A 22218-nucleotide genomic window follows, 5' to 3' on the forward strand; every position below is an offset into this window, starting at 1 on the left:
AGTAGACGTGGCACCATGGTGTCGGCTTCACAATGGCGTGATAAGCCGGTCAAAATCACTATCACCTTGAAGCAAGGCTTATAGATGGACGACTTGAAGCCGCTGGCAGTTTTCGCCGAAACCGTGGACGCCGGCTCGATGAGCGCGGCCGCGCGGCGGCTGGGCATGAGCCCTTCGGCGGTGAGCCAGGTCATCCGCGCGCTGGAGCAGCAAAGCAGCGTCACGCTGCTGCACCGCTCGACGCGCAAGCTCGCGCTCACCGAAGCGGGCGAACGCTACTACCCGCATTGCAAGCGCCTGCTGGAAGCGGCGCGCGCCGCGGCGCAGGCGCTGCAGCAAGCGCGCGACGCGCCGACGGGCGAGCTGCGGGTGTCGGCGCCCGTGGGTTTTGTCAACCACGTGGCGCCGGCGCTGGCGCCGCTGCTGTCAGAGGCGCCGCAACTGCGGCTGCGCCTCCTGGTCGACGACGCGATGATCGACCTGATCGAAGCGCGCGTAGACGTGGCCATTCGCGTCGGCCGCATGCCTGATTCGAGCTGGGTCGCGCGGCGCCTGTGCGACCTGAAGATGATCCTGTGCGCCTCGCCTGGCTACCTCAGCCGCTACGGCACGCCCGCCGCGCCGCCAGAGTTGATGGCGCATCAATGGATGTCTCTCGGCCGCGAGGCGTCGGCCGGTTCGACGCAAGACACCTTCCCCGCACCCAGCGGCACCGCCAGTGCCAAGGGCGCGATCGGCGTGTTGTCGCAAGCCGTGCAGATGCCGCTGGATCTGCTGCAGGCCGCCGAGGGGCGGCGCGAGCGCATCGTGGTGGAGTCGCGCATCGTGAGCAACAACCAGGTGGCGCTGCAGCAGATGTGCGAACACAGCTTAGGCATTGCGCGTCTGGCGCACGCCGATGTGCTGCCCTCGCTGCAACGCGGGGCGCTGGTGCAGGTGTTGCCCGCCTGGAGCTTTCCTACGCTGCCGGTGTGGGCTGTCACCCCGAGGCGCGATGGCGAAGAGGCCAAGGTGCGCGACGCGCTGGCCCATTTGAAGCGCTACTTCGCGGCGCTGCCCGGCGCAAGTGCCGGCGACTTGCCGCAGCCAATGTAGACGCACACCGTGCTGGCGGTGCAGCCTCGCCACCGGTTGCTGCTGAGCCGGGAGCCATGCAGTGCGTGAAGGTCAGGCTAGGTGTGCCAAATTCAAAATTACTACACATCGAATCGTAACGGCCAGCTAACGTCCACTGGCGCATAGTTGATCTGCTCCCTCCGAACGACGACGGTTCCTGTCGAGTTCACCGACGACGATGTCGTCCCGCCTCGATTCTCACGTCTACAGCGCCGTCTTCTGGCGTGCCACGACGTCCAACGACCTGAACACAGATGTGCCGGGCTCCGGTACGCCTCGTCGCAACTGGCCACGCCGGTTGCTGTGTTTCACCCACGGAAGAAACAGGCCAAGGATGGCACTCAGGAGCAACCCCATGAAAAAGCCCAATACGCCCGGCAAGTGGACTTCCACCGACAAATCGCGCACGGCGTTGACCAGCGTCCCAGCATCGGACGTGGTTGACAAGACCGGCGCCAAGGTCAGGAATCTGCCGCCCAGCAACATTGAACCTGGTTCTTCGCACTCCGCGCCGGTGGACAACGACAATCGCCACAGCAAGCGTTGAAATCGCCGCCGCTCAGGCTCAGACCTGAGCGGTCGCGATGCCAAAGCGGCCCATCGCCTGACGCCAGTACGTTGATCCCTGGAGGATCGTCATGAAGAACACTTTCATCATCGAAAAATGGACACGCTTGCTGCACTGGTTCCGTTCGCAGCAGAACAAGCCGACGAGCGATAGTGCAATCTGGCGCGAGAACAACGCCCCTGCACCGCCGAAAGCCGCAAGCGCGACAGGAATTCGCCCGCGACGCGGTGTGCGCGTCAGCTAGGCGACGAGCCGCTGGCCAGGCGGAGAGCCGCTCTCTGGCATTTCGGCAGGATGCGCGTATGGCGACCACGGTATCCATCCGCCGTGTTTCGATCATCCCGAGCGCGGCACTTTGCATGTCGGCATGCCGATCGCCGCGCTCAGGGCGTGATCGCTTGCCCCCTGCCCTGCAGCGAATCCTCAGTGTGCGTTCGTGATCACCGCGACGAGCAAGGCAGCGGCGTCTACGCTACGCACGCCATAGGTGCCTGCGACGAGATCGATTGCCATGCGGCGTGCCTCTGGCGAAGCCATGATGCCTTGCAGCACAACGATGCCGTCACGCGTGCGGACGACGATCTCGCAGTTGTCGGCGCCATGCGATAGCGCCAACGTGTTCTCAACCGTCGTTGTTATCCAGAAGTCGCTACGCAGTTGGCGCGATCGGTGGGCACCTTCGCGTCGCGAGGCCTCGCCGCGAGCCAGATCGGTGACAGGCGGCCAGTCGACGACATCGAGTTGGTTGCGCAGATGGTCTACGCCTTTGATGTCGCGCGCCATCTGTTCGGCGAGCCGCTTTTGCGTCTCGCTGCGCACCACCCCGCGCAATTCCGCCATGCCGGCCCTAACGACGACGACAATGTCATCTGCCTGGATGCGTGAGCTTGCCCTCAGGCGCGATTCAATCGCTGCGGCGACGTGTTGATCGCCAATCAGTGCTTCGCAATGCGTGGTCGCCTGCGCGTGGAGCGCCTCCGTTGCTAAACCACCACAAAATGCGAGCGCGATGGCGATGAGCTGAGAGGTCGTCGGAATTGAGCGGGACAGGTTCATGTCATTCCATGGCTGTTCTGGCGTTGCGCTGTGTCACCTGTTGGTCGCCAAAAACATCAAGTGCCGGCCGCCGAGCTTCGTTCACGGCGTTGTCGCATGTTGCGTGGTATCGCCTCGACGTTGTTCCAGCAGCGCGTAGTCCACGGCTTCCACCAGCCGATCGTAGCGGAAGCCGCGATAGCAGTAGCGACCATCCTTGAGCTCGATGCCGAGCGCAGCCATGTGCCGTTTGTCGGTCTCCGATTCCACGCCCGGGTCGCGACAAGGGCGATAGGGGCCTCGCGGATCTGGCTGCTGCGGCCGAGATCGCATGAGGCGTGCGTATGCGAGGGCGTCGTGCAGACAGTCATAGTGGTAACCGTTGTATTCGTAGCTACAGCCATCGTAGTGGACGTTGTACTCGCGCATCTCGCGCTGGCGGTCCATTCTGTCGCTTTCAGCATGCTGCCCGGGTCGCGGTGTGCTCATGATGCTCTCCTGTCGGCGATGACGCGGTGCGCTCGCCATGTCCGAGCTTACGGCTGTTCCCGGAGCGCCGTCTGTACGCTAGACCACCCGATCTCTCCGGTCCCTGGCGGGTACGTGATCCCATGTGGAGGGACGGCCGACATTTGCTCCAAAACGCTCACTTAGCGCATAAGTGGTTGAACTGGAAGGCTGGATCACCTACCAGCCTTCCAGTCAACTCATGCCGCTTGTTCGGTCCGCCCCGGTCGGGGGCTATGCCTAAGAGTGCTCGACAAGAGGATCTGCGAAGCCTTTTCCAGCGGTTCGACTGAGCGATTCACATCGACGTCATGAACGCCGAACCGGTTGATGTGACCAGTACGGTATGGTCCGAGAGCTGCAACCATCTCTGGCGTTATTTCCCAGCCTTCATCTCGCAACTCGACCAGGACGCGCTGCATTTCCTGCACGTTGTGGTACATCAGCATGTTGGCGACGATATGGTTGTAGCGGATCAGCTTTTGCTGCTCATGACGGATCGATTCATCAATCAGACCTTCGTTGGCGAAGAACGCCCACTTGATGAACTGATTGAATGCCTCGCTCTTGTTCGTTGCAGCGCTGATCGTCTTACGCAGTTGTGGATCTTCGATGTACTCGAGCAAGAAGATCGTCCGATACACCGCCCCTACTTCGTGCATAGCGTCATGTACCTTGTTCCGTCGGCTCTTGTTGTTGAACCGCCGCAATATCGTGGATGGGCTGATCCTTCCCAACTTGATTGATACTGCAAAACGGAGAATGTCTCGGTAATGCCTTTCGATCAAGGACCAATTGATCGCTCGAAGGAACAGCGGCTCGATGTGCTTGTAGCGCTTTCCTGACGACGGCTTGTAGAGGTTAAGTTCCTTGAATCGCCGGATCCGTGGCATAAGCTTTGCGCCCAAAAACGGTGCCAGCCCGAAAGCGACATAGTTCTGCGCGTGCGTATCTCCGTGCAGCTGGTTCGGCTGGATATCGGAACTGTTGCCCATGAGGCAGTCCAGGATGTAGTGCCCCTCGTAGGAGCCGCACGTGATGAAGCGTGAGTACAGCGCAATATAGGTGTCCGATACGATGTAATAGCCGATGCCACCGTATCCGCCGTAGCGAATGTGGTACTCGGACATCAGGTTGTTTTCGTGCATCGTCCACTTCTTACCGTCGGCGGACGCTGACACGCCGGGGCCCCAATAGCTCGGCAATTCGAGTTTGTTGTAGGCGTTGATGACATCCGTGATCACGCGCTGCAGTGTTTCCTCGTTCACGTATTTGAGATTTAGCCAGGCAGCTTGCTTACGTGACATCCCTTTGACGCATCGAGCGAGATCCGTGGGCCCAAGATTGCAGCCATAGCAAAAGAGCGTAAGGACCACGCGACGCAGCAAGTCATCGATTCGCCCCTCCGTCCCCACCAACCGCTTGAAGTGCCGTTCAATGCCGAGCCACTTGCTCACCTCGATGAGCACATCTACGATGGTCGTTGGGATCATGCGCTCGGTCACCTCACGATCGAGATCACGGATGGCATCAACCAAGGGAAGTCGCTTGAGGCGGCTCAGCACAACCACGCCGTCGACAATCTTCGCGTCTGTCTTGTCGGGGAAAGTGGCATCGACACGATCGCTGACGGCTGTCAGCTCGGCTTTTAGGCGCTTCACGAACTCGGCCGCCGTATCCGGCATATTGGACACTTCAGAGTACTCTGGCAGTTCCGCCTCCAACGTGGCGTCATCAACGACTTGCTCTCGGAAGTCGTCGAACAGCTCGCCTCCGGGAATGAACAAGTCGCCCGTCGAAATCTCATCCTTCAACTGCGTGAGAACCGCTAGTTCAAAGTATTTTCGGTGCACCAAGATGCCGCCCGGCGTGGTGGCGTCCTTGACGAGCACGTGCTTTCGCCAGTTGGTTTTCATCCATTCAAGATCGGCAGGCAACTGGAGACCCAGTGCGTCGGGCGTCAGGAGCGCACCTTTCGAGCTCCGACAGATCGCGAGGGCATCGATCATGCGTTCCATGACCTTGTCATCGCTTGAACTCTTCAGGCCCATGATGTTCAGGCAGTTCAGCAGTATTGGTCGCACGGCCCCGTACGGGCGAAGCAGAAACGGAATGTAATTCTTACCCGCGTACGCCAGGTGCTCTGTGCACTGGGCAATCAGCTCCTCGGGTTCGGCTACGAGACAATTGGCAATAGCATCAATTCGGTTGTTGGTAGAACCCTCAAGGTTGAATGCTTCAAGCACGTCCTTGAGCTGGCCAATGAGGCGCTCGGCACGTTCGGTGTGCTCCAGCTGGTGCATGGTCAACTGGGTGGTCGCATTGTTCTCGAGATTTCGGATCATCTTGCCGAAGATCTCTCCGGCGTCGTCCAGTGTCCGGGCAAACTGAGAGCGGACATAGATTGCCGCGAAGGTGTAGCGCTTGGAGGGCTTTTGCTTTCGGAGTTCGCTGGCATCCAGACTGCCGGCAACATCGCGAAAATAGCGGTGTTTAGGAATAGGCAGGGTCAGACGAGGCATCTTCGACGCCAGGTCGCGCATCCGTACTACGTGCTGCAGATACTGGCGAACTTCCTTGTTGGTGGGTTTCCGCGATTCCCGCTTGAGCGAATTCCAGCCCGTGGTGCTATGAGGTCCGGCTTCCAGCAGTTTGTCGATGATCTTGCGAATCTCCGGTGTCAATAGTCCATCGACGGTTGCGTAATAGCGCTCGTGAACCGCTTCGCGAGCGGTTGCAGCGATACGATCTAGCGCTTCAAAGGACGGCAAGTCGTAACTGTGATGGACCAGTTCTTCCAGGAGAACATCGATGATCTCGGGCAGGCGGCTTTTGATTTCGGCGGTCTTTTCGGCGAGCGTGCCCAGCCAGACCGCCGTCGCGTTGTCGTAGGGTTTGGCCCCGCGATACTCTCGGATCCGCGACAAGTGCCGTCGGCTATTGGCGGAACGGTCATAGTCATCAAGCGCGGCAAGGGTTGGGACGCGATCGACCTTCACGGACTGCGCGATCTTCTGAAGGATCACATTGGGAACAGTGGACAGCGTGACGAACCGACCCAGGCGCTGATGTAACTTCAGGTGGAACAGCGCCGCCAGACGCGCATCCGCTGTATGGGCCAGGCTACGGACGTAGGACCATTCATCGGCGGAGGCGAAAAAGCTTTTTCGAATTTCGGCTTCAGAGGGTTGAGCATTTAAACGCGGATATGAAGTCTCTTCGAGCTTGGTCATCGCGTCCCTATTGGTTGAATAGCGCTATTCCCAGTGACGTTTTCCGTCGCGTTCGTTGATAACGGCTTCCAAGTAACATTCGTTGTTGTCCGCAATGCGGTACATGTCGTCCAACAACGTCGCCATGACGTCATCCAGATCGCTGTCGTCGGCGACTTGAATCCGAAAGCGCAGCCCATCGGCGTCTTCGCGGTGCCCGCGGTGCCGAGCCATACACACTTCTTCAATAAGGCGACGCGCTTTGGCGCGTCGGCGCGCGCTCTCGGTATAGGAGGTCAGCGCGAAACGCACGTCAAACTGTGCGACCGGTTGCGCTGGCGTTGCCGACCGTGGTGGGGCGAGCTCTGGCACCGCTTGCGGAAGCCGCCCCACTCCGAGTTCGATTGCTGCCTTCGCGAAACGCACGTCGGCATCGACATAGCGCATTGCCGTGTCGACCTTGCGCCACCCGACGTACTGCATGAGGCTTTTGATGTCCCAGCCGTTCGCATTGGCCCAACTGGCAAAGCCGCGCCGCAAGGAATGCCCGCTGTAAGTGTTTGCCTGGGTAACGCCAGCGCGCGTTAGTGCGCGCCGAAGCACAGGAATGACGCTATCGATGTTCAACGGCGCAGAACCTAGGGTTCCCCACCTATCGATTTTTGGGAACAATGGCCCTTGAGGCAGATCCATGAGCGCAAGCCACGTCTCCGTCGCTGACACCGGACACCATCGTGAAAGCGCGGGTATTCTCGCGGTAGTGCCCGCATTGCTGCGGTCCGTCTTGCTGCGCGGCAGATAGACACTGAGTCCTTCTCCAGACTGTAGGGTGAGGTGCTCGATTCGTAGCCTTGTCAGTTCGTCGCCGCGAAATCCCTTCCAGAACCCCAGCAAGATGAGCGCACGATCGCGACGGCAGCGACGCAGGGTCGCCACGTCCTGGCGTTGTTCGGCCAATGCGGCGGCGGTATCCAGCCAGTCAGCAACCGCACCCAGTTCGCTCAGTTGCAGAGGCGCCGCTTGCTTCTCCGCGACCGGATGCAAGGCCTGAATACCACGTAGGGTCTGGCGTACCAGCGCCGATCGTGTGGGGTCGAGGTATCCGTGTTCAGCGTGCCACCGCGCCAAGGCGGCCAATCGTTGCCGGAGCGTATTGACCGACAGATCCTCTGCGTACGCAGCGAGGTACCGTGCAATACCGTCAGCGTGGGTCGGTAAGTGACCGCCCCAGTCTTCCTCGAAATGGCGTACAGCTGACGCATAGCTTTGCCGCGTATTCTCGCGGGTAGCGGCGTCAAGATATTTCTGCACGTCAGCCATATACGGAAGTTCCTACCAATAGGCGCACCATCTACGGCCCGCCGCGGTGCGACAGTGCATCGTGAAGGCGCGGGATCTAGCGTTCGAGCACTTCGTCCAGGCGATCAAGGCACGCGTTGAAAAACTCTTCCATCGATTGATCCGGTACATCGGGGAGATCGATGCTCCATCGCCGCATCGCCGCGGTCACGGCCACCGCGGCTAAGCCGTAAAAATAGTCTCGATTGGCCTGAGCCGCAAAGTGGAACCGGCTGAGTACATGGGACAGGCGCACATCGACGTCACCGTGGCGAGTGCTGCGCATCGCCGAAGGATGCTTGAGACTCAAGAGATGGGCCAGGAATGGCATCACCAATGCCCATCCTTTCAGTACGCGCTCGTCCTCGGTCGCATGCTGTGGGACCAATGCGTGAAAGGCGAAGTCGTCGGCTTCCTGTTCCAGCTGCTGCTGCACTGCCGGATCGTTGGTTGGATTTGAGTGCCCCATGGCCAGATGGGCAAATTCATGCCACATCAGGGAAGCCATGGCGTCAGATGCGATCCCATTGGTCAGCAACGCATGCCGATTTTCCAGATCGACAGCACTTTCCGCAGCAGGCGTAACCAGCCATTCAGGCCAAACGGAGAACCTGATCCGGAGCGAGCACGCCCACTGAATCGCAAGTTCCGCATGGTGGAAAAGCGGGTTCGTGAGGTCGATGTCGCCGGTGAAGTTGCCATCGACCTTTGCTTGATGAACCCCCACTTCGTACAGCACCGTCAGCCCGTAGGTCGCCGCCCAGAGCATGGCGAAGTGGGTTTCTTGGACCCTCATGATGCGGGTGTTCACATTTATCGACGGGTATGTCACACGGTTTCCGTCAGTGACATAGTCCACCTCCGGCCGAAAGAGCTGGCGTTCGATCGCGTGCTGCAACAGCCGTTGGGCTCCTGGATTCGCATTCACGAATGCGTGAAGGACGTTGTTCTCAAGCAACCGCACCGGCAGGTAGGTGGGATCGATCAAGGCAAAGGGCTCCCGTCAAATCGAAGCTCCAGGCGAGGCGTCAACCGCGTGTGAATGGATACCGCGATGGCAGCCACTAAGTATCGCCGCCAACCTCGGTCATGACGAATAGGTGGTCGCCGTCGCGCTTGCCGTGGTCTAGATAGCTGAATAGCCCTCATTGTCCGGTGCTGCGCGAAACGCAGGCCTAGGCCGGGCGAGTCAAACAAGGGCAGACTATGTCCGCCGATGACTACGGTTGCCAATGGGCGCTGCACCACCGCGCCGACCCCAAGGTTGTGAAAAGACACAGGGGTTGAAACTTCGTCTCCCGTGACGCAGTCTTAGGGGATCCATGAACCGAATCCTGTTGCGCTTGCTGCTGGTCATATCCCTCGTCATGAACGGGGTGATGGCGCCGTGGGCAATGGCAGGGGGACCGCGTAGCAGCCACCACCATGCCGAGATGGTCGCACAGGTCTCGGCCGACGACGGATCAGATTGTCATCACGGCGCCGGGCATGACAATGCCGCCCCGCAGTTGGACCATACCGGGCACGGTAATGGAAAGGCGTCGACGGACCGTTCGTGTTGCGACGGTTCAACGTGCACTTGCGGCTGCCTTTTTTCGCCGCTGTTGGCCCGGTTCGCGATGGAATTGCCGTTCATCGCATGGGCTTGCGAACCGACGGCTGAGCCTTCGACGCATGCGCTCGTGAGCCGTGCCTTTCCGCCGTTTCGCCCACCATCCGTTTGATCTCCTCCTAGCGCTACGTCCAACGTAGCCATCCGCGCGTCGACGCCCACCGCGTCGACGGTTTGTCGTTTGCGAGGAGTCTTTCATGTTCTTTTCCCGTCCCGCCACGATGGCGGCGGCGTTGGTGCTGGCCGGCTGTGCCAGCTTGCCGCGGGAGCGTGGCTATGCCGAAACCAGCGCGCTGGTCGCTCAGCGTATCGGCGTCGCGCCCGACAGCGCATCCTGGGCGACGCCTGATCAGCCAGAAATACCCACCGAACCCTTGAGTGCGGAACGCGCAATCGCGTTGGCCTACGTCTACAACCCGCGGGTACGCGAGACCTATGCCCGATTAGGACTGGGCCGGGCGGAGCTGGAGGATGCGCGGCGGATTGCCAATCCCACTTTTGAGTTCGCCCGGCAGCGCGCCGGAGATGGCGAGCATCCGAAGATCACACGCAGCCTGTCCATCGGGTTCACCGATCTTCTACTGCTACCTGCGCGCAAGCGCTTTGCGCAGACTGAACTGGTACGCCTGCAAGATGAGGTTGCCGCCGAATTGTTGGCTCTGTCGGTCGAGGTGGAGTCGGCCTGGTACAGCGCGGTCAGCGCACGCCAAGTGGCGGACATGCGCGAAATGGTGGCCACCGCCGCAGAGTCGTCCGCCGAACTGGCTCAGCGGTTTTTCGATGCGGGCAATATCAATCGCCTGCAGCTTGAACTGGAACGCGCCGCTGCGGTGCAAGCACGCATTGCGGCCACCCGTGCCATTGCCGAGTCCCTGAAAACGCGCAGTGAACTGGCAGCGTTGGTGGGATTGGCGGCCGAGGCAAGCTGGACGCTCGATCGCCAACTGCCGGCGCCACCAGCAACGGTCGTGGCCGCGGCCGACCTGACACCGCGTGCGCTCGAACAACGTCTAGATCTTCGCGCCGCGCAACACGCTGTCGCGCAACGCGAGGATGTGTTGGGCGTAGCGCGGCGTTGGCGCTGGTTGGGCACGGTGGAGGTCGGCTACGAACAGGAGCGTCAAGGCCACGAGGGTGTGTCACAGGGGCCTACGCTGTCACTTGCACTGCCGATCTTCAATCAGGGTCAGGGGGCGACGGCGAAAGCCCGCGCGGAATTGATCCAGGCTCGCGCCGAACTCGACGCAATGTTGTTACGGGTGCAGAACGAGGCTTTGCTCGGTGTGCAGAAACTCAACGTCGCGCGCGAAGTGGCAGAGCAGTACCGCACCGCGTTAGTTCCTTCACGCGAAGCGATCGTTGCGCGCACGCAGGAGCACGTGAACTTCATGCTGGTCGGCGTTTTTGAACTACTGCTGGCCAAGCGCGAGGAATACGACGCCTATCAGGAGTATTTGGAGGCCGTGCGCGACTACTGGGTCGCGCGCGCAGAGCTGCGCGGAATCGTCGGCGGTGCCTTACCCGAGGACGGTATGGACCTCACACCGACGATCGGAGTGGAGGCGATCGCGCCGCAGGCATCAGCACCTGCCATGGACCATTCCGGCCATGGCGACACAATCGACCCGCAGGCGGGACATGGCACATCAGCTGAAGATCCTCACGCCGGGCACGCGCCGAAGGCGCCCCAACAATCCCCTGCAAAGGCGGCCACAAAAGACACCCAGGGCGAGCACTCGCACCTCGAGCACGGAGATGAACGATGAAAATGACTCGCCGCCACTGGGTACAGCTGATGGGCGCCGGCGCGATCGCCCCGCTGGGCGTTGGTGCTGCGCGTGCACTTGCGCAGGATCATTCGAAACACGCGATGCCGGCCGAGCCGCCGGCGCGGCCCTCAAAAGAGGGGCACGACGGTCGCTACACGCCGGTGCGAACGCTGAATGGCTGGACGTTGCCGTATCGAATGGTCGACGGTGTGAAGGAGTATCACCTCGTTGCCGAGGAGGTCGTCCACGAATTCGCGCCTGGCTGCGTGGCGAAGTGCTGGGGTTATAACGGAACGACCCCCGGGCCGACGATCGAGGCCGTCGAAGGTGATCGCCTGCGCATCTACGTGACGAATCGCCTGCCGGAACATACCAACATTCACTGGCATGGCATCTTGCTGCCGAGTGGCATGGACGGCGTCGGCGGTGTCACCCAGCGCAATATCCAGCCGGGCGAAACCTACGCCTACGAGTTCACGCTCAAGCAAAGTGGGACGCACAAATATCATCCGCACGCGGACGAAATGGTCCAGATGGCAATGGGCATGATGGGCATGCTCATCATTCATCCAAAGGACGGTGAGCCCGAACGCATTGACCGCGACTACGCGGTCTTGCTGCACAACTGGGCCCTCCATCCAGGCACATATCGTCCTGACCCCTCCGTCATGCAGGATTTTGATCTGTGGACCTTTAATAGCAAGGTCTTTCCGGCGATCGAGCCGATGGTGGCAGCGACCGGGGATCGCGTGCGCGTGCGGGTGGCGAATCTATCGATGTGGAACCACCCTATTCACATGCACGGGGTGCAGTTCCTTGTCACCGGCTCCGATGGCGGACGATGGCCAAAATCGCTGTGGCGACCGGAAGTCACCGAGATCGTTGGCGTGGGCCAAACACGTGACATGGAATTCGTCGCAGTGCCCGGCGATTGGGCGTTTCACTGCCATATGTCACACCACACGATGAACGCGATGGGCCACGAAATCCCGAACACCATGGGCGTGGATCAGAAAGGCGTGGAAGAAGAGATCCGCAAGATCCTTCCGGGATATATGGCCATGGGCAAGGATGGGATGGCGGAGCACCAGGACCACACAGACTCGGGCCATATGCGAGGTCCGGAGAACACGCTGCCCATGATGATGGGCAAAGGTCCGTTCGGAAACATCGAGATGGGCGGGATGTTCACGCTGATCAAAGTACGCGATGGCCTGCCCGCGGACGACTATCGCGATCCCGGCTGGTTCAACCACCCTCCTGGCACACAGCCCAAGCGCGTGAGCAGCGACCCGAATTTTGGTAACCCGGTGCGACGCGGATTGCCGGCGGATGCGAGCCCGAAATTCGAAACCAAGCCCGTTGACCACTCGAAGATGAAGCACTCGTGAGGCGCCCATGAAGCTCATCAAGACCCTGTTGATCATTGGATTGTTCGCCATAGTGGGCGCTATCGCGGTTGTCTGGCTCGGCCTTTACAACGTGGCTGCCGACGATCCGCACTGGGATTCCACCTACCGCGTGCTGGAGGTAGCGCGCGAGCGTTCCATCGCTCGTCGCGCGGATGGCATCACCGTTCCTGATCTGAAGGATTCGGAACTGATCCAGAGTGGCGCAGGCAACTACAACGCGATGTGCGTGACATGCCACTTGAGCCCTGATGCTGCCGAAACGGAACTCAGCATTGGCCTGTACCCGCGGCCGCCGCGTTGGGATGCGCTCGGAGACGTCGACCCACGCGAGGCGTTCTGGGTGCTAAAGCACGGCATCAAGGCTTCCGGCATGCCGGCGTGGGGCAAAAGCATGGACGACCGCTATCTGTGGGGCATGGTTGCCTTCATGCAGCAATTCAAAAGCATGACCGCCGCACAGTACAGCGCGCAGGTGGCCGCAAGCCCGGGCCACAGCCATGGCGGCGGTGAAACCGACGTAGGAACTGGCGACCCGCATGCCACACATGACAACGGCCCTCGTTCCTCCTTTGAACCGCCGGAAGATCCGATGGCAACGTCCTCGGACAATGACGACACCGATTCACATCACCACTGACTTGGAGAAATGTATGCGTCTGCAGTTACCCTTTCTGGTTCTGGCTTTGGTCGCCTCCCAATTCGCTTTCGCCCACGGCAATGAGAAGCACACCCCGTCCGCCATGAAGCCGGGGCGTGATAGCAGTGCCGCGCAGCTGACCGTCGATCCAGCTGCTGCTGAGGCGATAGCGGTAGTTGAGCGCTTCTCTGCGGCGCTGGGATCGGGCGACCTGCCGGCGGCCACCGCCGAACTTGACCCCGCCGTGTTGATCCTGGAAAGCGGTGGCGCTGAGCATTCGCGCGACGAGTATCTAGGCGGCCACGCCAAGAGCGATGCCGAGTTCCTGAAGAATGCGCAGGTGACGCTTAAACGCCGCACGGCCCAAGCCGCTGGCGACCTCGCCTGGGTCGGTAGCGAGAGCGAAATTCACGCGATGAAAGGGGCAGACATGCTCATGATCTCGTCGAGCGAAACCATGGTCCTGCGCAAGACCGCCAAGGGCTGGAAGATCGTGCACATTCACTGGTCGTCGCGCAAAGCAGCTCCGACAGCCGCCCATTCGTCGTGATCGCTTCGCTACAACGTTGCCGGAACCTGCGCGTGCAACCGGCAACGTGCGGGTATCGGCACGCAGCATTGCTGCACGGACGGATTCTCCGGCAAACGTTTGGGCCATCGATCCGTCCTCAACAAAGGAGAGGATCATGCATCACACTCCGGCTTCTGCGGAAATGACCGCGTGTATCCAGGCCTGCCTGGACTGTTATCGCCACTGCCAGCACATCGCACTGACGCACTGCTTGGAGGTGGGCGGCGCACACGTCGAGCCCAAGCACTTCCGACTGATGATGGATTGTGCGGAGATTTGCCGGGCATCGGCGGCCATGATGGTGAACGATTCACCGTATCACGCGAGCACCTGCCAGCTGTGCGCACAAATCTGCCGTGACTGCGCGGAGAGTTGCCGTGCTGTCGGTGACATGGACGAATGCATCCGCGCGTGCGAGCGTTGCGCGGAATCCTGTGAAACCATGGCAGCGCAGGCGGGTCAGCGCAGCGCTTCGGTTAGGACCGAACGACCGGCAGGTCGTCGGCAGTAGGTCAGCGAGGCGCGGCCGCCCCACGGTCGCGCCTTTTTGCTTCGTCTGGTGCCCGCGTCCGCGTGGCTCAGGTCGTCAGCATGGGACACTCTGGTCGCTGATCGCCGTGGCAGTGCCTGGCAGGGTATCGAGCGTTCGTTGCATGGCTTCGAGCTCACGAATCTTGTCGCCGATGGACCAGCACAGTGCGGTTCATGGCGAGAGCCGCCGTGGAGTCGGCGCATGCAGCACGGATCTTCCGGTAACGGGTGCTGCGCCCGCACTGGACACTTCAGGGGTCGGACGCCGGCGCACCAGCCATGCGGCGACAAGAGTCGCCGCCACGAGCATCAGCGCAATCACCAGTGCGGGCGCCTGTGCACGAAACGCATAACCTGCCGCGACCGCACCCGCGGCTTGGCCAAAGCCACCGAGCGCGGCGCGCAAGCCAAGCTGTAGACCATGGGAGCGCCCGGCGCTGCGCACGATCCAGAGGCTGATCGTCGGCATCAGTACACCGCCTCCGGCCGCGACCAGTGCAACGACGACGCTCAAACTCCACGCCTGGTTCGCCATCATCAGCATCGCCAGGCCCACGGCGGAGACCACGAACGCCGGCCAGAGCAAACGCCAAAGGCCAAACGCGTCGCGCTGCGGCCGGAAAGCCAGGGACTGCACGAGGATCATCACGACGCCGCAGCCAAAGAACATCAACCCGATCGAGGCGGAGTTGAGACCGAGCACCTCGCGCCCACGCACGGCGATGCCCACTTCCATGGCGCCCATCGCAAGCCCGGCCGCGACCGCCGCGAAAGCGAGCCGCGCGAGCACCCCGGAGGAGCGCGGGACCGCGCCTTCCAGGGTGATAGCGCGTCGCGATGCTTCGCCCTCGCTGCCGCGCCGTGCCGCCGCGACCGAGGTCAGCAGCAACAGGCTCGCCACGATCAGCGGCAGCCTGAGATCGGACCCGCGCGCAAGAACGCCCCCCACCAAGGGGCCAACCAATCCGCCCAAGAGCGCCGCACGTGTAGCGCGGGCTACCGCCAGTCCATGCCGATCGGGCTCGGTGATCTGCGCGGCAAGCGTCAACACTGCCGGCACGACCGCGGCAGCAAACGCCCCCTGAAATGCGCGAATTCCATAAAGCCCCATCAATGTGTTCGGGACGAGCAGGAGCAGCACGATCACACCCTGTCCCGCGACGCCTAGCGTGAGGATCGTGCGCGCCGACCATCGGTCGAGCAGCCAACCCCACAGCGGCGACAGGAGTACCGTGGCGATCGTGTACGCCGCCATCAGCGTACCCGTCGTGCTCGCAACATCCTCGACGTTGGAGTGCTTCACCAAGTCGGGGACTACCGGAAGCACCAGGCTGTATGCAAGAGCGGACGCAAACACCGTGAGCATCGCGCCGCCCAACTGATCGGCAGCTCGCGCCCTTTGGTCGGTCCTGCCTCGCATCAGGTGTGGCCTGAGCGAGAGATGGCGCGAACCAAGCGCACCGTCAACGCGAGTGCAAACCCGTAGGCTACAAGCGCGGTGACCGGGACATCGCCCCAGACACGCGGTCCGGCGCTATGCAGCATCAGCAGGGAACCGGCGATGTACAGCCCCAAGGTGACCAGCGCCAGCGCCAGACGATTGCCGGTGCGTGCCACGGTGGCTTCGAGCTCTTCCAACCCACGGTGGTGGATCGATACGCCGGGTCGACCGCTTTCGCGCTGGGCATCATGCAGCCACCGCGCGACCAAGGCGGGTACATCGCGTGCGGCACGCAAAGCCCGCTTCGGCGACAAGGTTGGCAGCGCGGCCGCGGCGCTGTCTTCGAGCGTGTCGCGGCGCACGGTGATCTCGCCGACCAGGTCAAACGCTGGGTCGAGCTGCCGGGTCGTGTTCTCGATCAGGAACAGGGCGCGCATCAGCACCAGAAGATCGCGCGGCAGCGAGAAATGTTCACCGCCACCCAGGCGTGCGACTCGGTAAAGCACATCGGCAATCGACCAGTCCTTCAGCGGCAGGCCGGCCAGTTCACTAAAGATGCGGTCGATCGCGACGACGAATTCGCGCCGGTCACCCAATCCGTCGAGCATACGCAGCTCAATGGCGGAGTCCAGCGCCGACTCGGCATCACGCTGCGAAAGCGCTACCAGAAATGCAGCGAGCGCGCGGCGACTATGGCCGTCGAGAAATCCAACCAAACCGAAATCGTGCAGGCACAGCCGGCCATCGGACATCACGAACAAATTGCCCGGGTGCGGATCGCCGTGGAAGAAGCCGACGACGAACAGCTGATGCAAGTACACATCGAGCAGCGCGCTCGCCAACTGATGGCCTTCGGGTGTACCGAATGCATGGGCGATGGGTTGTCCGCGGCTGAATTCCTGGACCAGTACCTCTTCGTGCACGTACGGTTCAATCACCCGCGGCATCATGATTCCAGGCACATTCCGGCACGCTTCGCCCAGCCGGCGCGCATTGCGCGCTTCGATCCGCAGATCGATCTCCTGGCGCAGCTGTTGACAGAGTTCGTCCACCAACGCCAACGGACGCACGCGCGCGATAGCCGGCAGTAGTGCGGCGACGCGCACCAATCGGCGCAACCAGCGCAGATCGTGCTCGACCAGCGCGCGGATGCCGGGACGACGCACCTTGACAATCACCTCTTCGCCAGTCGGCAGCCTGGCGCCGTGAACCTGCGCCACCGATGCCGCGGCGAGCGGCGTGTCGTTGAACTGTGCGAAGAGCGAATCGATCGGTTGCCCGTAGGCTGCAACGATCATTGAGCGCGCCTGCGCTACCGGGAACGGTGGTACGTGCTCCTGCAAGGACTCCAGCGCATCGCGGTACGGCAGGGGCACCACGTCGCGACGCATGCCGAGGCCTTGTCCCAGCTTGACGAACGTCGTGCCGAGCCCCGCCAGCGTTTCGCGCAATGCTCTCGCGCCGACCTCGGGTGTAGTAACGCGGGTGCGCCAAAGCACTACCCCCAGTCGGGCCAGCCGATATCCGATTTGAATCGCGCGCGCGGCCATGGCGGTACTAGACCATCCGACGGCGAAATATCGCCGCCGCCATGGCGAAGAGCGAGCTACCGACGGCCAGCAGCGCCATGGCTTGCGGCCACAGCTCATGCCAGCCGGTGCCCTTGAGAAAGATGCCTTGCATGATCTCCATGTAGTAGCGCAGTGGACTCAGGAGAGAAAGCCGCTGCAGGAGCGGCGGCATCGATTCGATCGGCGTCACCGTTCCAGACAAGAACATGATTGGAAACAGCCCGAAGAATGCCAGCAACAGCGCCTGCTGTGTGCTGCGGGTGACCGAGGCTACCAGCACGCCGAACGCCACGGCACTCAACTGGAAGACCGCTGCCATCACGAGCAGCGTCGCGAGCGATCCGCGGAACGGCACCTGGAACAGCGCGACGATGATCAGCGCGGGAAACAGCGCCAACACATTGAGCGCCACGGTCGGCACCGTCTTGGCAAAGAACAGTTCCCCTGTGCGAATCGGCGTCACCATCAGCTGCTCGATGGTTCCGCGTTCCTTCTCACGCACGATCGATGCGGCCGGCACCATGGCGCCGACCATCATGCCGGCGAGTGCGATCATCGACAGCACCATGAAGGTCTTGGTGCTCTGGTCAGGGTTGTACCAGACGCGTGGAATCGCCATCGCGTGTGCGCTTCCCGTGGGAACTAGCAGCGGCGGCTGTTCCGCATCGAAGCGCGCCGCCAACGCGTGCGCGTAGTGCAGCGCGGACTCGGCGGTATTGGAGTACGTGCCATCCAGCAGCAATTGGAGCGCTGGGCGCATACCCGCGCGGTGGTCGCGCTCGAATCCAGGCGGGATGACCAGCACCATCCCGACCGTGTTCCGATCGAGCCATTCGCCGACTGCCGTGGGCGTATCACTTTGCCGCGTGAGATCGAATGCCTCACTCAGGTCGAACAACTCGATCAGGCGGCGGCTGGCGACCGAGCGGTCCTGGTCGACCACGCCGAACGGCAGGTGTCGCACTTCGAACGTGAGCGCGCGCGTGCACGTCACGGCCTCGACGGTGTAGAGGAAAAGCACGATGAAGAGCACGACCGGGTCGCGCAGCAGTTGCACGACCTCCTTGCGCAGCAGTCCCAGGACGCGCCGGATCATGTCGCCACCTTCTGCTTCAAGCGCCAGGCGGCGAATGCGAAAAGCACGGCTGTATAGGCTAGCAACAGTGTCAGGTTGGGCCACAGGGCGTCCCAGCCCATGCCCTTGAGCACGATGCCACGCGAGATCTCGGTGAAATAGGAAGCAGGAATGATCGCGCTGTAGAGCTGCATGCTGAATGGCATGGTGAACACCGGGAAGAGGAATCCCGAAAACAACATCGAGGGCATCAGGCTCACCAGCAGCGCGACCAACATTGCGGTGAGCTGCGTGCGGGTCACCGCGGAAACCGACAAGCCTATCGCCACAGTGGTGAGGACGTAGACGCAGGCCGCGAGCAACAGCAGCAGCGGGCTGCCGACGAAGGGCACGTCGAACCACAGCGTGCCGACCACGACCAGCAGGAGCATCTCCAGCAGCGCGAGGCCCGCATAGGGAATCAGTTTCGCAGCAACGAACTCGGCCGAAGTGACCGGTGAGGCATAGATCTGCTGGATCGAGCCCGTTTCCTTTTCACGCACGATGGCCAGTGCAGTCAGCAGTGGCGGAAACGCCATCAGGATTACCGCGAACAAGCCGGGTACTACGAAATTCGCGCTGCGAAGCTCGGGGTTGTACCAGACCCGCGATTCGATCCGCACGCCCGAGGTTCGCGGCGTCGGAAAGGCGTCGATGATGACTTCTGCATAGCCCGCCGCCAACGCTGACGTGGCCGCGTACGTGCCGTCGGCGAGCACCTGCACTGGGGCCGTTTCGCCGGCAACCAGGCGTCGCTCGAATTGCGCGGGTATCACGAGCACCACGCGCACGTCGCTGCGCTGAAGTGCCGGTTCGATCTCGCTCAAGGCGATAAAGTGTCGACGCAGCGCGAAGTACGGCGTGGCCGTGAATCGATCGACCAAGGCGCGGCTCGCGGCGGATCCGTCACCGTCGTACACGCCCAGTCGGATGCCTTTGACATCCAGGGTCACCGCGTAGCCGTACAGGAATAGCAGTACGAGCGGCATTAGAAACGCGAGCGCCAGCGTGATGTGGTCGCGAGTGAGTTCGCGCACTTCCTTGCCGATCAGAGCTGCGACACGATCAAGCTTCACGCGACCTGCTCCCGCGTAGGGACTTGCGCGATCGCTCGCACGAAGACGGTTTCGACGTCGGCGTCGGCAGCGCTGGCCGTCGCGCGCCGCAGCTCATCCAACGTGCCCGATCCGATCAGGCGACCGTGGTCCATCAGGCCAATTCGATCGCAGTAGTTGGCCTCGTCCAGATAGTGCGTCGTGACCAGGATCGCGGTGCCCGCGGCGGCCAGACGCCGGATCAGCCACCAGAATCGGTAGCGGGCCAACGGATCGATGCCCGAGGTTGGTTCATCCAGGAACAACACCGAAGGCCGGTGCAGCACGCTGCACGCGAGCGCAAGGCGTTGGCGTTGGGCGCCCGACAGGCCCGCGACCAGGCTGTCATGCTGCGGGTCCAGCTCCATGATGGTGCAGGCCCAGGCACACGCTTGCAGCGCGGCTGTCGTCGCCAGACCGTAGGCGCTGGAAAAGAAGGCGAGATTCTCGCCGACGCTCAGATCCGGGTAGAGCGAGAAGCGCTGCGACATGTAGCCGATGCGCTGACGCAACAACGCCGAACCCGGGCCGGCGACGACGCCGGCGACCTCGGCACTGCCGCCGCTGATTGGTATCAAGCCGCACAGCGCTCGAATCAGGGTGGTCTTGCCGGCGCCGTTGGGACCCAGCAAAGCGAGCAGCTCCCCCGGAGCGACCGTGAGGCTTACCGCATCAACGGCACGCAAGGCGCCGAACTGAACGCACAGTCGTTCGCTGCGGATACCGGCACGGACCGGAACCGGCGGCATGGCTTCCTCATTCGGCTGGTCGTCGGACTCTCTTCGAAGGTCCAACGCAAAGACATCTTCGAGTCGTGCCACGGCCGGATGCGCGCTCACCCCACCGACTGCCTCGATAGGGCTGTCGACGGCGCCGGTCATGAAGCGAACCCGGTTGGCCAGGACTTGCACCGCCCGCAGCTCCGGGCGATGGCGCAGCGTCGCCGCAGTGGCAACCGGATCGCCACCCGTGATCTCGAACACCCGACCGTCTGCGCGGGCACGCACGCGTTGGGGCGTATCGGTGGCGAGCGCTGTACCGTCGCGCAGCAACAGCAAACGGTCGCAGCGCTCGGCCTCATCCATGTACGAGGTCGCGACCACCAGGCTGGCGCCGCGGGCGCGAAATGCCTGCAACATGTCCCACAGCTGTCGGCGCGACAGCGGATCGACGCCCAATCCGGGTTCATCGAGGATCAACAAGTCGGGCTCGTGGATCAGGATCGTGCACAGCGACAATTTCTTGCGCATACCGCCGGAGAGTTTTCCTGCTGGGCGATCGAAGAATCTCTCCAGCCCGGCCATCGACAACAGAGCCGCACGGCGATCGCGGTATGTGCTCGCATCAAGTCCGCGCAGCCGTGCGGCGAGCCGGAGGTTCTCCTCTGCCGTGAGTGTGTCGTAGAGCGTGAAGCCCTGGGTCATATAGCCGATGCGCTGCGCGATCGCCTTCGACTGGCGGCGCGATTCCAGCCCAAACACGCGACATTCGCCGGCGCTGGGATCGAGGATCGCAGCGAGCATCTGCATCAACGTGGTCTTACCCGAACCATCGGCTCCGACCACGCCGAGCATCTGGCCGCTCGCCAGGTCAAGGTCGATATCGCGCACGGCCCAATGCTGCCCAAAGCGTCGCCCCAGTCCGCGGGCTGCGATCACGCGCGACGCTTGGGCTACAGCGCTCATTCGCGTGGCACCGGCAGTTGGATGGGCCAGGGCGCCTTGTCATCGATCCGGATCCACGCGTCGGCCGGCATGCCGGGCTTGAGCACACCGTCGGGGTTGTTCAAGGCCAGCTCGACGCCGTAGACCATCTGCGTTCTTTCCTGCGGCAGATGGATATCGCGCGGCGTGAACTGTGCGTAATCGTCGACGCGCGCTACGCGCGCATCGAAGTAGCGCTCGGGATAGCTGTCGACCCGAACCTTGACCGGCTGCTCCAAGCGGATTGCGCCGAGGCGGTCCGACGGCACATAAACCTTGAGCTTGAGCTGGGTCAGATCGACGAGGATCGCCAACGACTGTCCGGGCTGGACCACCTCGCCAGTCTGGGCCGCACGCACCAGCACCGTGGCGTCCTGCGGCGCGGATACTTCGGTGCGAGCCAGCTGTGTCAGTGCGGTGCTCGAGCGTGCCTCAGCCGAAGCGATCTGCGCATCGATGGCCTGGCGCTGCGATCGCAGCTGGCCCAGCTGGCCTTCGGCCTGGCGCGCGGCATCGCTGGCCTGATCAAGGTTGAGCTGACTCGCGACCTTGGTCTCGACCAGCTTGCGCACGCGATCGACCTGCTGCCGCGCGGTCTCGGCATGATGGCTCCAGGTCGCGATCTGCGCATCGATCGCGGCGCGCGAGTTGCGCAGCGCGTCGAGTTCGCCTTGGCTGGCGCGCACGATGTCGCGGCCAAGCTCGGGATCGATCACGACCAGCCGTTGTCCGCGCTGGACGCGGCTGCCTTCGGTGAGCGAGTGCTCCAGAACGCGCCCACCGACCTCGGCGGCAAGTCTGACCTGGGTTCCTTCGATGTGTCCGCTGCCGTACTGGAAACCCTGCGGCAGCCTCGGGGGACGCAACACGACGAACACGACGAAGGAGAGCGCGGCCACGGCGAAGACCGCGATCAGCGGCCAGATCCAGGAGCGTTTCATGGCGAGTCCATGCGTTCGGAGGGCGGCCACTCTTCGACGGGACAGC

General features: G+C 62.3%; 20 protein-coding genes. 9 read left to right on the forward strand and 11 right to left on the reverse strand.

Going from position 1 to position 22218, the window contains the following annotated elements; genetic code table 11:
• Window positions 1–84: 84 nt before the first annotated feature.
• From N4264_RS14865 to N4264_RS14875, 3 genes are all read left to right on the forward strand, one after another.
• Entirely contained in the window at window positions 85–1095 is a 1011-nt protein-coding gene (locus N4264_RS14865) for a LysR family transcriptional regulator (RefSeq protein WP_261693022.1), read from the forward strand.
• Window positions 1096–1471: 376 nt separating this feature from the next.
• Window positions 1472–1663 carry a hypothetical protein gene (locus N4264_RS14870; RefSeq protein ID WP_261693023.1) on the forward strand — a complete coding sequence of 64 codons (192 nt, stop codon included), beginning with the start codon at window positions 1472–1474 and terminating at the stop codon, window positions 1661–1663.
• A gap of 91 nt (window positions 1664–1754) precedes the next feature.
• Window positions 1755–1928, forward strand: coding sequence for a hypothetical protein (locus tag N4264_RS14875; protein ID WP_261693024.1), 174 nt, complete (start codon window positions 1755–1757; stop codon window positions 1926–1928).
• Window positions 1929–2107: 179 nt separating this feature from the next.
• On the opposite strand, the gene N4264_RS14880 is transcribed toward N4264_RS14875, so the two are convergent.
• The 5 genes from N4264_RS14880 to N4264_RS14900 all read right to left on the reverse strand — a co-directional run bounded on the left by N4264_RS14880 (window position 2108) and on the right by N4264_RS14900 (window position 8764).
• Window positions 2108–2740: a BON domain-containing protein gene (locus N4264_RS14880; protein WP_261693025.1), complete on the reverse strand. Its 633-nt coding sequence runs from the start codon at window positions 2738–2740 to the stop codon at window positions 2108–2110.
• Between the two features lie 81 nt (window positions 2741–2821).
• Window positions 2822–3208 carry a hypothetical protein gene (locus N4264_RS14885; protein ID WP_261693026.1) on the reverse strand — a complete coding sequence of 129 codons (387 nt, stop codon included), beginning with the start codon at window positions 3206–3208 and terminating at the stop codon, window positions 2822–2824.
• Between the two features lie 218 nt (window positions 3209–3426).
• Window positions 3427–6459, reverse strand: coding sequence for a Tn3 family transposase (locus N4264_RS14890; RefSeq protein WP_261693027.1), 3033 nt, complete (start codon window positions 6457–6459; stop codon window positions 3427–3429).
• Between the two features lie 24 nt (window positions 6460–6483).
• Complete coding sequence (locus N4264_RS14895; RefSeq protein ID WP_261693028.1) at window positions 6484–7758, reverse strand: site-specific integrase; 1275 nt, start codon at window positions 7756–7758, stop codon at window positions 6484–6486.
• Window positions 7759–7834: 76 nt separating this feature from the next.
• A complete protein-coding gene (locus tag N4264_RS14900; protein ID WP_261693029.1) occupies window positions 7835–8764 on the reverse strand; it encodes a phage exclusion protein Lit family protein in 930 nt (309 codons plus the stop codon).
• A 334-nt stretch (window positions 8765–9098) separates the two neighbouring features.
• Between N4264_RS14900 and N4264_RS14905 the strand changes: the two genes are divergently transcribed.
• The 6 genes from N4264_RS14905 (at window position 9099) to N4264_RS25970 (ending at window position 14288) form a co-directional block, all read left to right on the forward strand.
• Complete coding sequence (locus N4264_RS14905; protein WP_261693030.1) at window positions 9099–9500, forward strand: CopL family metal-binding regulatory protein; 402 nt, start codon at window positions 9099–9101, stop codon at window positions 9498–9500.
• 85 nt (window positions 9501–9585) lie between these two features.
• Entirely contained in the window at window positions 9586–11154 is a 1569-nt protein-coding gene (locus N4264_RS14910; protein WP_261693031.1) for a TolC family protein, read from the forward strand.
• Window positions 11151–12548, forward strand: coding sequence for a multicopper oxidase family protein (locus tag N4264_RS14915; RefSeq protein WP_261693032.1), 1398 nt, complete (start codon window positions 11151–11153; stop codon window positions 12546–12548). The genes N4264_RS14910 and N4264_RS14915 overlap by 4 nt, the downstream gene beginning before the upstream one ends.
• A gap of 7 nt (window positions 12549–12555) precedes the next feature.
• Entirely contained in the window at window positions 12556–13206 is a 651-nt protein-coding gene (locus tag N4264_RS14920) for a c-type cytochrome (RefSeq protein ID WP_261693033.1), read from the forward strand.
• Window positions 13207–13219: 13 nt separating this feature from the next.
• The gene (locus tag N4264_RS14925; protein ID WP_261693034.1) at window positions 13220–13756 is read left to right on the forward strand and encodes a nuclear transport factor 2 family protein; all 537 of its coding nucleotides are present in this window, start codon (window positions 13220–13222) and stop codon (window positions 13754–13756) included.
• A 163-nt stretch (window positions 13757–13919) separates the two neighbouring features.
• On the forward strand, window positions 13920–14288 hold the full coding sequence (locus N4264_RS25970; RefSeq protein WP_484600526.1) for a four-helix bundle copper-binding protein: 369 nt from the start codon (window positions 13920–13922) through the stop codon (window positions 14286–14288).
• A 192-nt stretch (window positions 14289–14480) separates the two neighbouring features.
• Here N4264_RS25970 and N4264_RS14930 read toward each other — a convergent pair whose 3' ends face one another.
• Genes N4264_RS14930 through N4264_RS14955 form a run of 6 tightly spaced genes read right to left on the reverse strand, consistent with a single transcriptional unit; the run spans window position 14481 to window position 22172 of the window.
• Window positions 14481–15674: an MFS transporter gene (locus tag N4264_RS14930; RefSeq protein WP_261693035.1), complete on the reverse strand. Its 1194-nt coding sequence runs from the start codon at window positions 15672–15674 to the stop codon at window positions 14481–14483.
• 53 nt (window positions 15675–15727) lie between these two features.
• Window positions 15728–17299, reverse strand: a complete 1572-nt coding sequence (locus N4264_RS14935; protein WP_261693036.1) for an ABC1 kinase family protein — start codon at window positions 17297–17299, stop codon at window positions 15728–15730.
• Window positions 17300–17306: 7 nt separating this feature from the next.
• The gene (locus N4264_RS14940; protein WP_261693037.1) at window positions 17307–18416 is read right to left on the reverse strand and encodes an ABC transporter permease; all 1110 of its coding nucleotides are present in this window, start codon (window positions 18414–18416) and stop codon (window positions 17307–17309) included.
• Window positions 18413–19510, reverse strand: coding sequence for an ABC transporter permease (locus tag N4264_RS14945; RefSeq protein WP_261693038.1), 1098 nt, complete (start codon window positions 19508–19510; stop codon window positions 18413–18415). Before N4264_RS14945 ends, N4264_RS14940 begins: the two co-directional genes overlap by 4 nt.
• Window positions 19507–21213 (reverse strand): ATP-binding cassette domain-containing protein, encoded by a 1707-nt coding sequence (locus N4264_RS14950; RefSeq protein WP_261693039.1) that lies wholly within the window; start codon window positions 21211–21213, stop codon window positions 19507–19509. Before N4264_RS14950 ends, N4264_RS14945 begins: the two co-directional genes overlap by 4 nt.
• Complete coding sequence (locus N4264_RS14955; RefSeq protein WP_261693040.1) at window positions 21210–22172, reverse strand: HlyD family secretion protein; 963 nt, start codon at window positions 22170–22172, stop codon at window positions 21210–21212. Before N4264_RS14955 ends, N4264_RS14950 begins: the two co-directional genes overlap by 4 nt.
• Window positions 22173–22218 lie beyond the last annotated feature (46 nt).

This window comes from Tahibacter amnicola (assembly GCF_025398735.1).
GTDB lineage: Bacteria > Pseudomonadota > Gammaproteobacteria > Xanthomonadales > Rhodanobacteraceae > Tahibacter > Tahibacter amnicola.

Excerpts from the sequence above, each read along its gene's own strand:
- N4264_RS14865 (WP_261693022.1), top strand. The coding sequence starts at position 85 with ATGGACGACTTGAAGCCGCTGGCAGTTTTCGCCGAAACCGTGGACGCC.
- N4264_RS14870 (WP_261693023.1), top strand. The coding sequence starts at position 1,472 with ATGAAAAAGCCCAATACGCCCGGCAAGTGGACTTCCACCGACAAATCG.
- N4264_RS14875 (WP_261693024.1), top strand. The coding sequence starts at position 1,755 with ATGAAGAACACTTTCATCATCGAAAAATGGACACGCTTGCTGCACTGG.
- N4264_RS14880 (WP_261693025.1), bottom strand. The coding sequence starts at position 2,740 with ATGAACCTGTCCCGCTCAATTCCGACGACCTCTCAGCTCATCGCCATC.
- N4264_RS14885 (WP_261693026.1), bottom strand. The coding sequence starts at position 3,208 with ATGAGCACACCGCGACCCGGGCAGCATGCTGAAAGCGACAGAATGGAC.
- N4264_RS14890 (WP_261693027.1), bottom strand. The coding sequence starts at position 6,459 with ATGACCAAGCTCGAAGAGACTTCATATCCGCGTTTAAATGCTCAACCC.
- N4264_RS14895 (WP_261693028.1), bottom strand. The coding sequence starts at position 7,758 with ATGGCTGACGTGCAGAAATATCTTGACGCCGCTACCCGCGAGAATACG.
- N4264_RS14905 (WP_261693030.1), top strand. The coding sequence starts at position 9,099 with ATGAACCGAATCCTGTTGCGCTTGCTGCTGGTCATATCCCTCGTCATG.
- N4264_RS14910 (WP_261693031.1), top strand. The coding sequence starts at position 9,586 with ATGTTCTTTTCCCGTCCCGCCACGATGGCGGCGGCGTTGGTGCTGGCC.
- N4264_RS14915 (WP_261693032.1), top strand. The coding sequence starts at position 11,151 with ATGAAAATGACTCGCCGCCACTGGGTACAGCTGATGGGCGCCGGCGCG.
- N4264_RS14920 (WP_261693033.1), top strand. The coding sequence starts at position 12,556 with ATGAAGCTCATCAAGACCCTGTTGATCATTGGATTGTTCGCCATAGTG.
- N4264_RS14925 (WP_261693034.1), top strand. The coding sequence starts at position 13,220 with ATGCGTCTGCAGTTACCCTTTCTGGTTCTGGCTTTGGTCGCCTCCCAA.
- N4264_RS25970 (WP_484600526.1), top strand. The coding sequence starts at position 13,920 with ATGACCGCGTGTATCCAGGCCTGCCTGGACTGTTATCGCCACTGCCAG.
- N4264_RS14930 (WP_261693035.1), bottom strand. The coding sequence starts at position 15,674 with ATGCTCACGGTGTTTGCGTCCGCTCTTGCATACAGCCTGGTGCTTCCG.
- N4264_RS14935 (WP_261693036.1), bottom strand. The coding sequence starts at position 17,299 with ATGGCCGCGCGCGCGATTCAAATCGGATATCGGCTGGCCCGACTGGGG.
- N4264_RS14940 (WP_261693037.1), bottom strand. The coding sequence starts at position 18,416 with ATGATCCGGCGCGTCCTGGGACTGCTGCGCAAGGAGGTCGTGCAACTG.
- N4264_RS14950 (WP_261693039.1), bottom strand. The coding sequence starts at position 21,213 with ATGAGCGCTGTAGCCCAAGCGTCGCGCGTGATCGCAGCCCGCGGACTG.
- N4264_RS14955 (WP_261693040.1), bottom strand. The coding sequence starts at position 22,172 with ATGAAACGCTCCTGGATCTGGCCGCTGATCGCGGTCTTCGCCGTGGCC.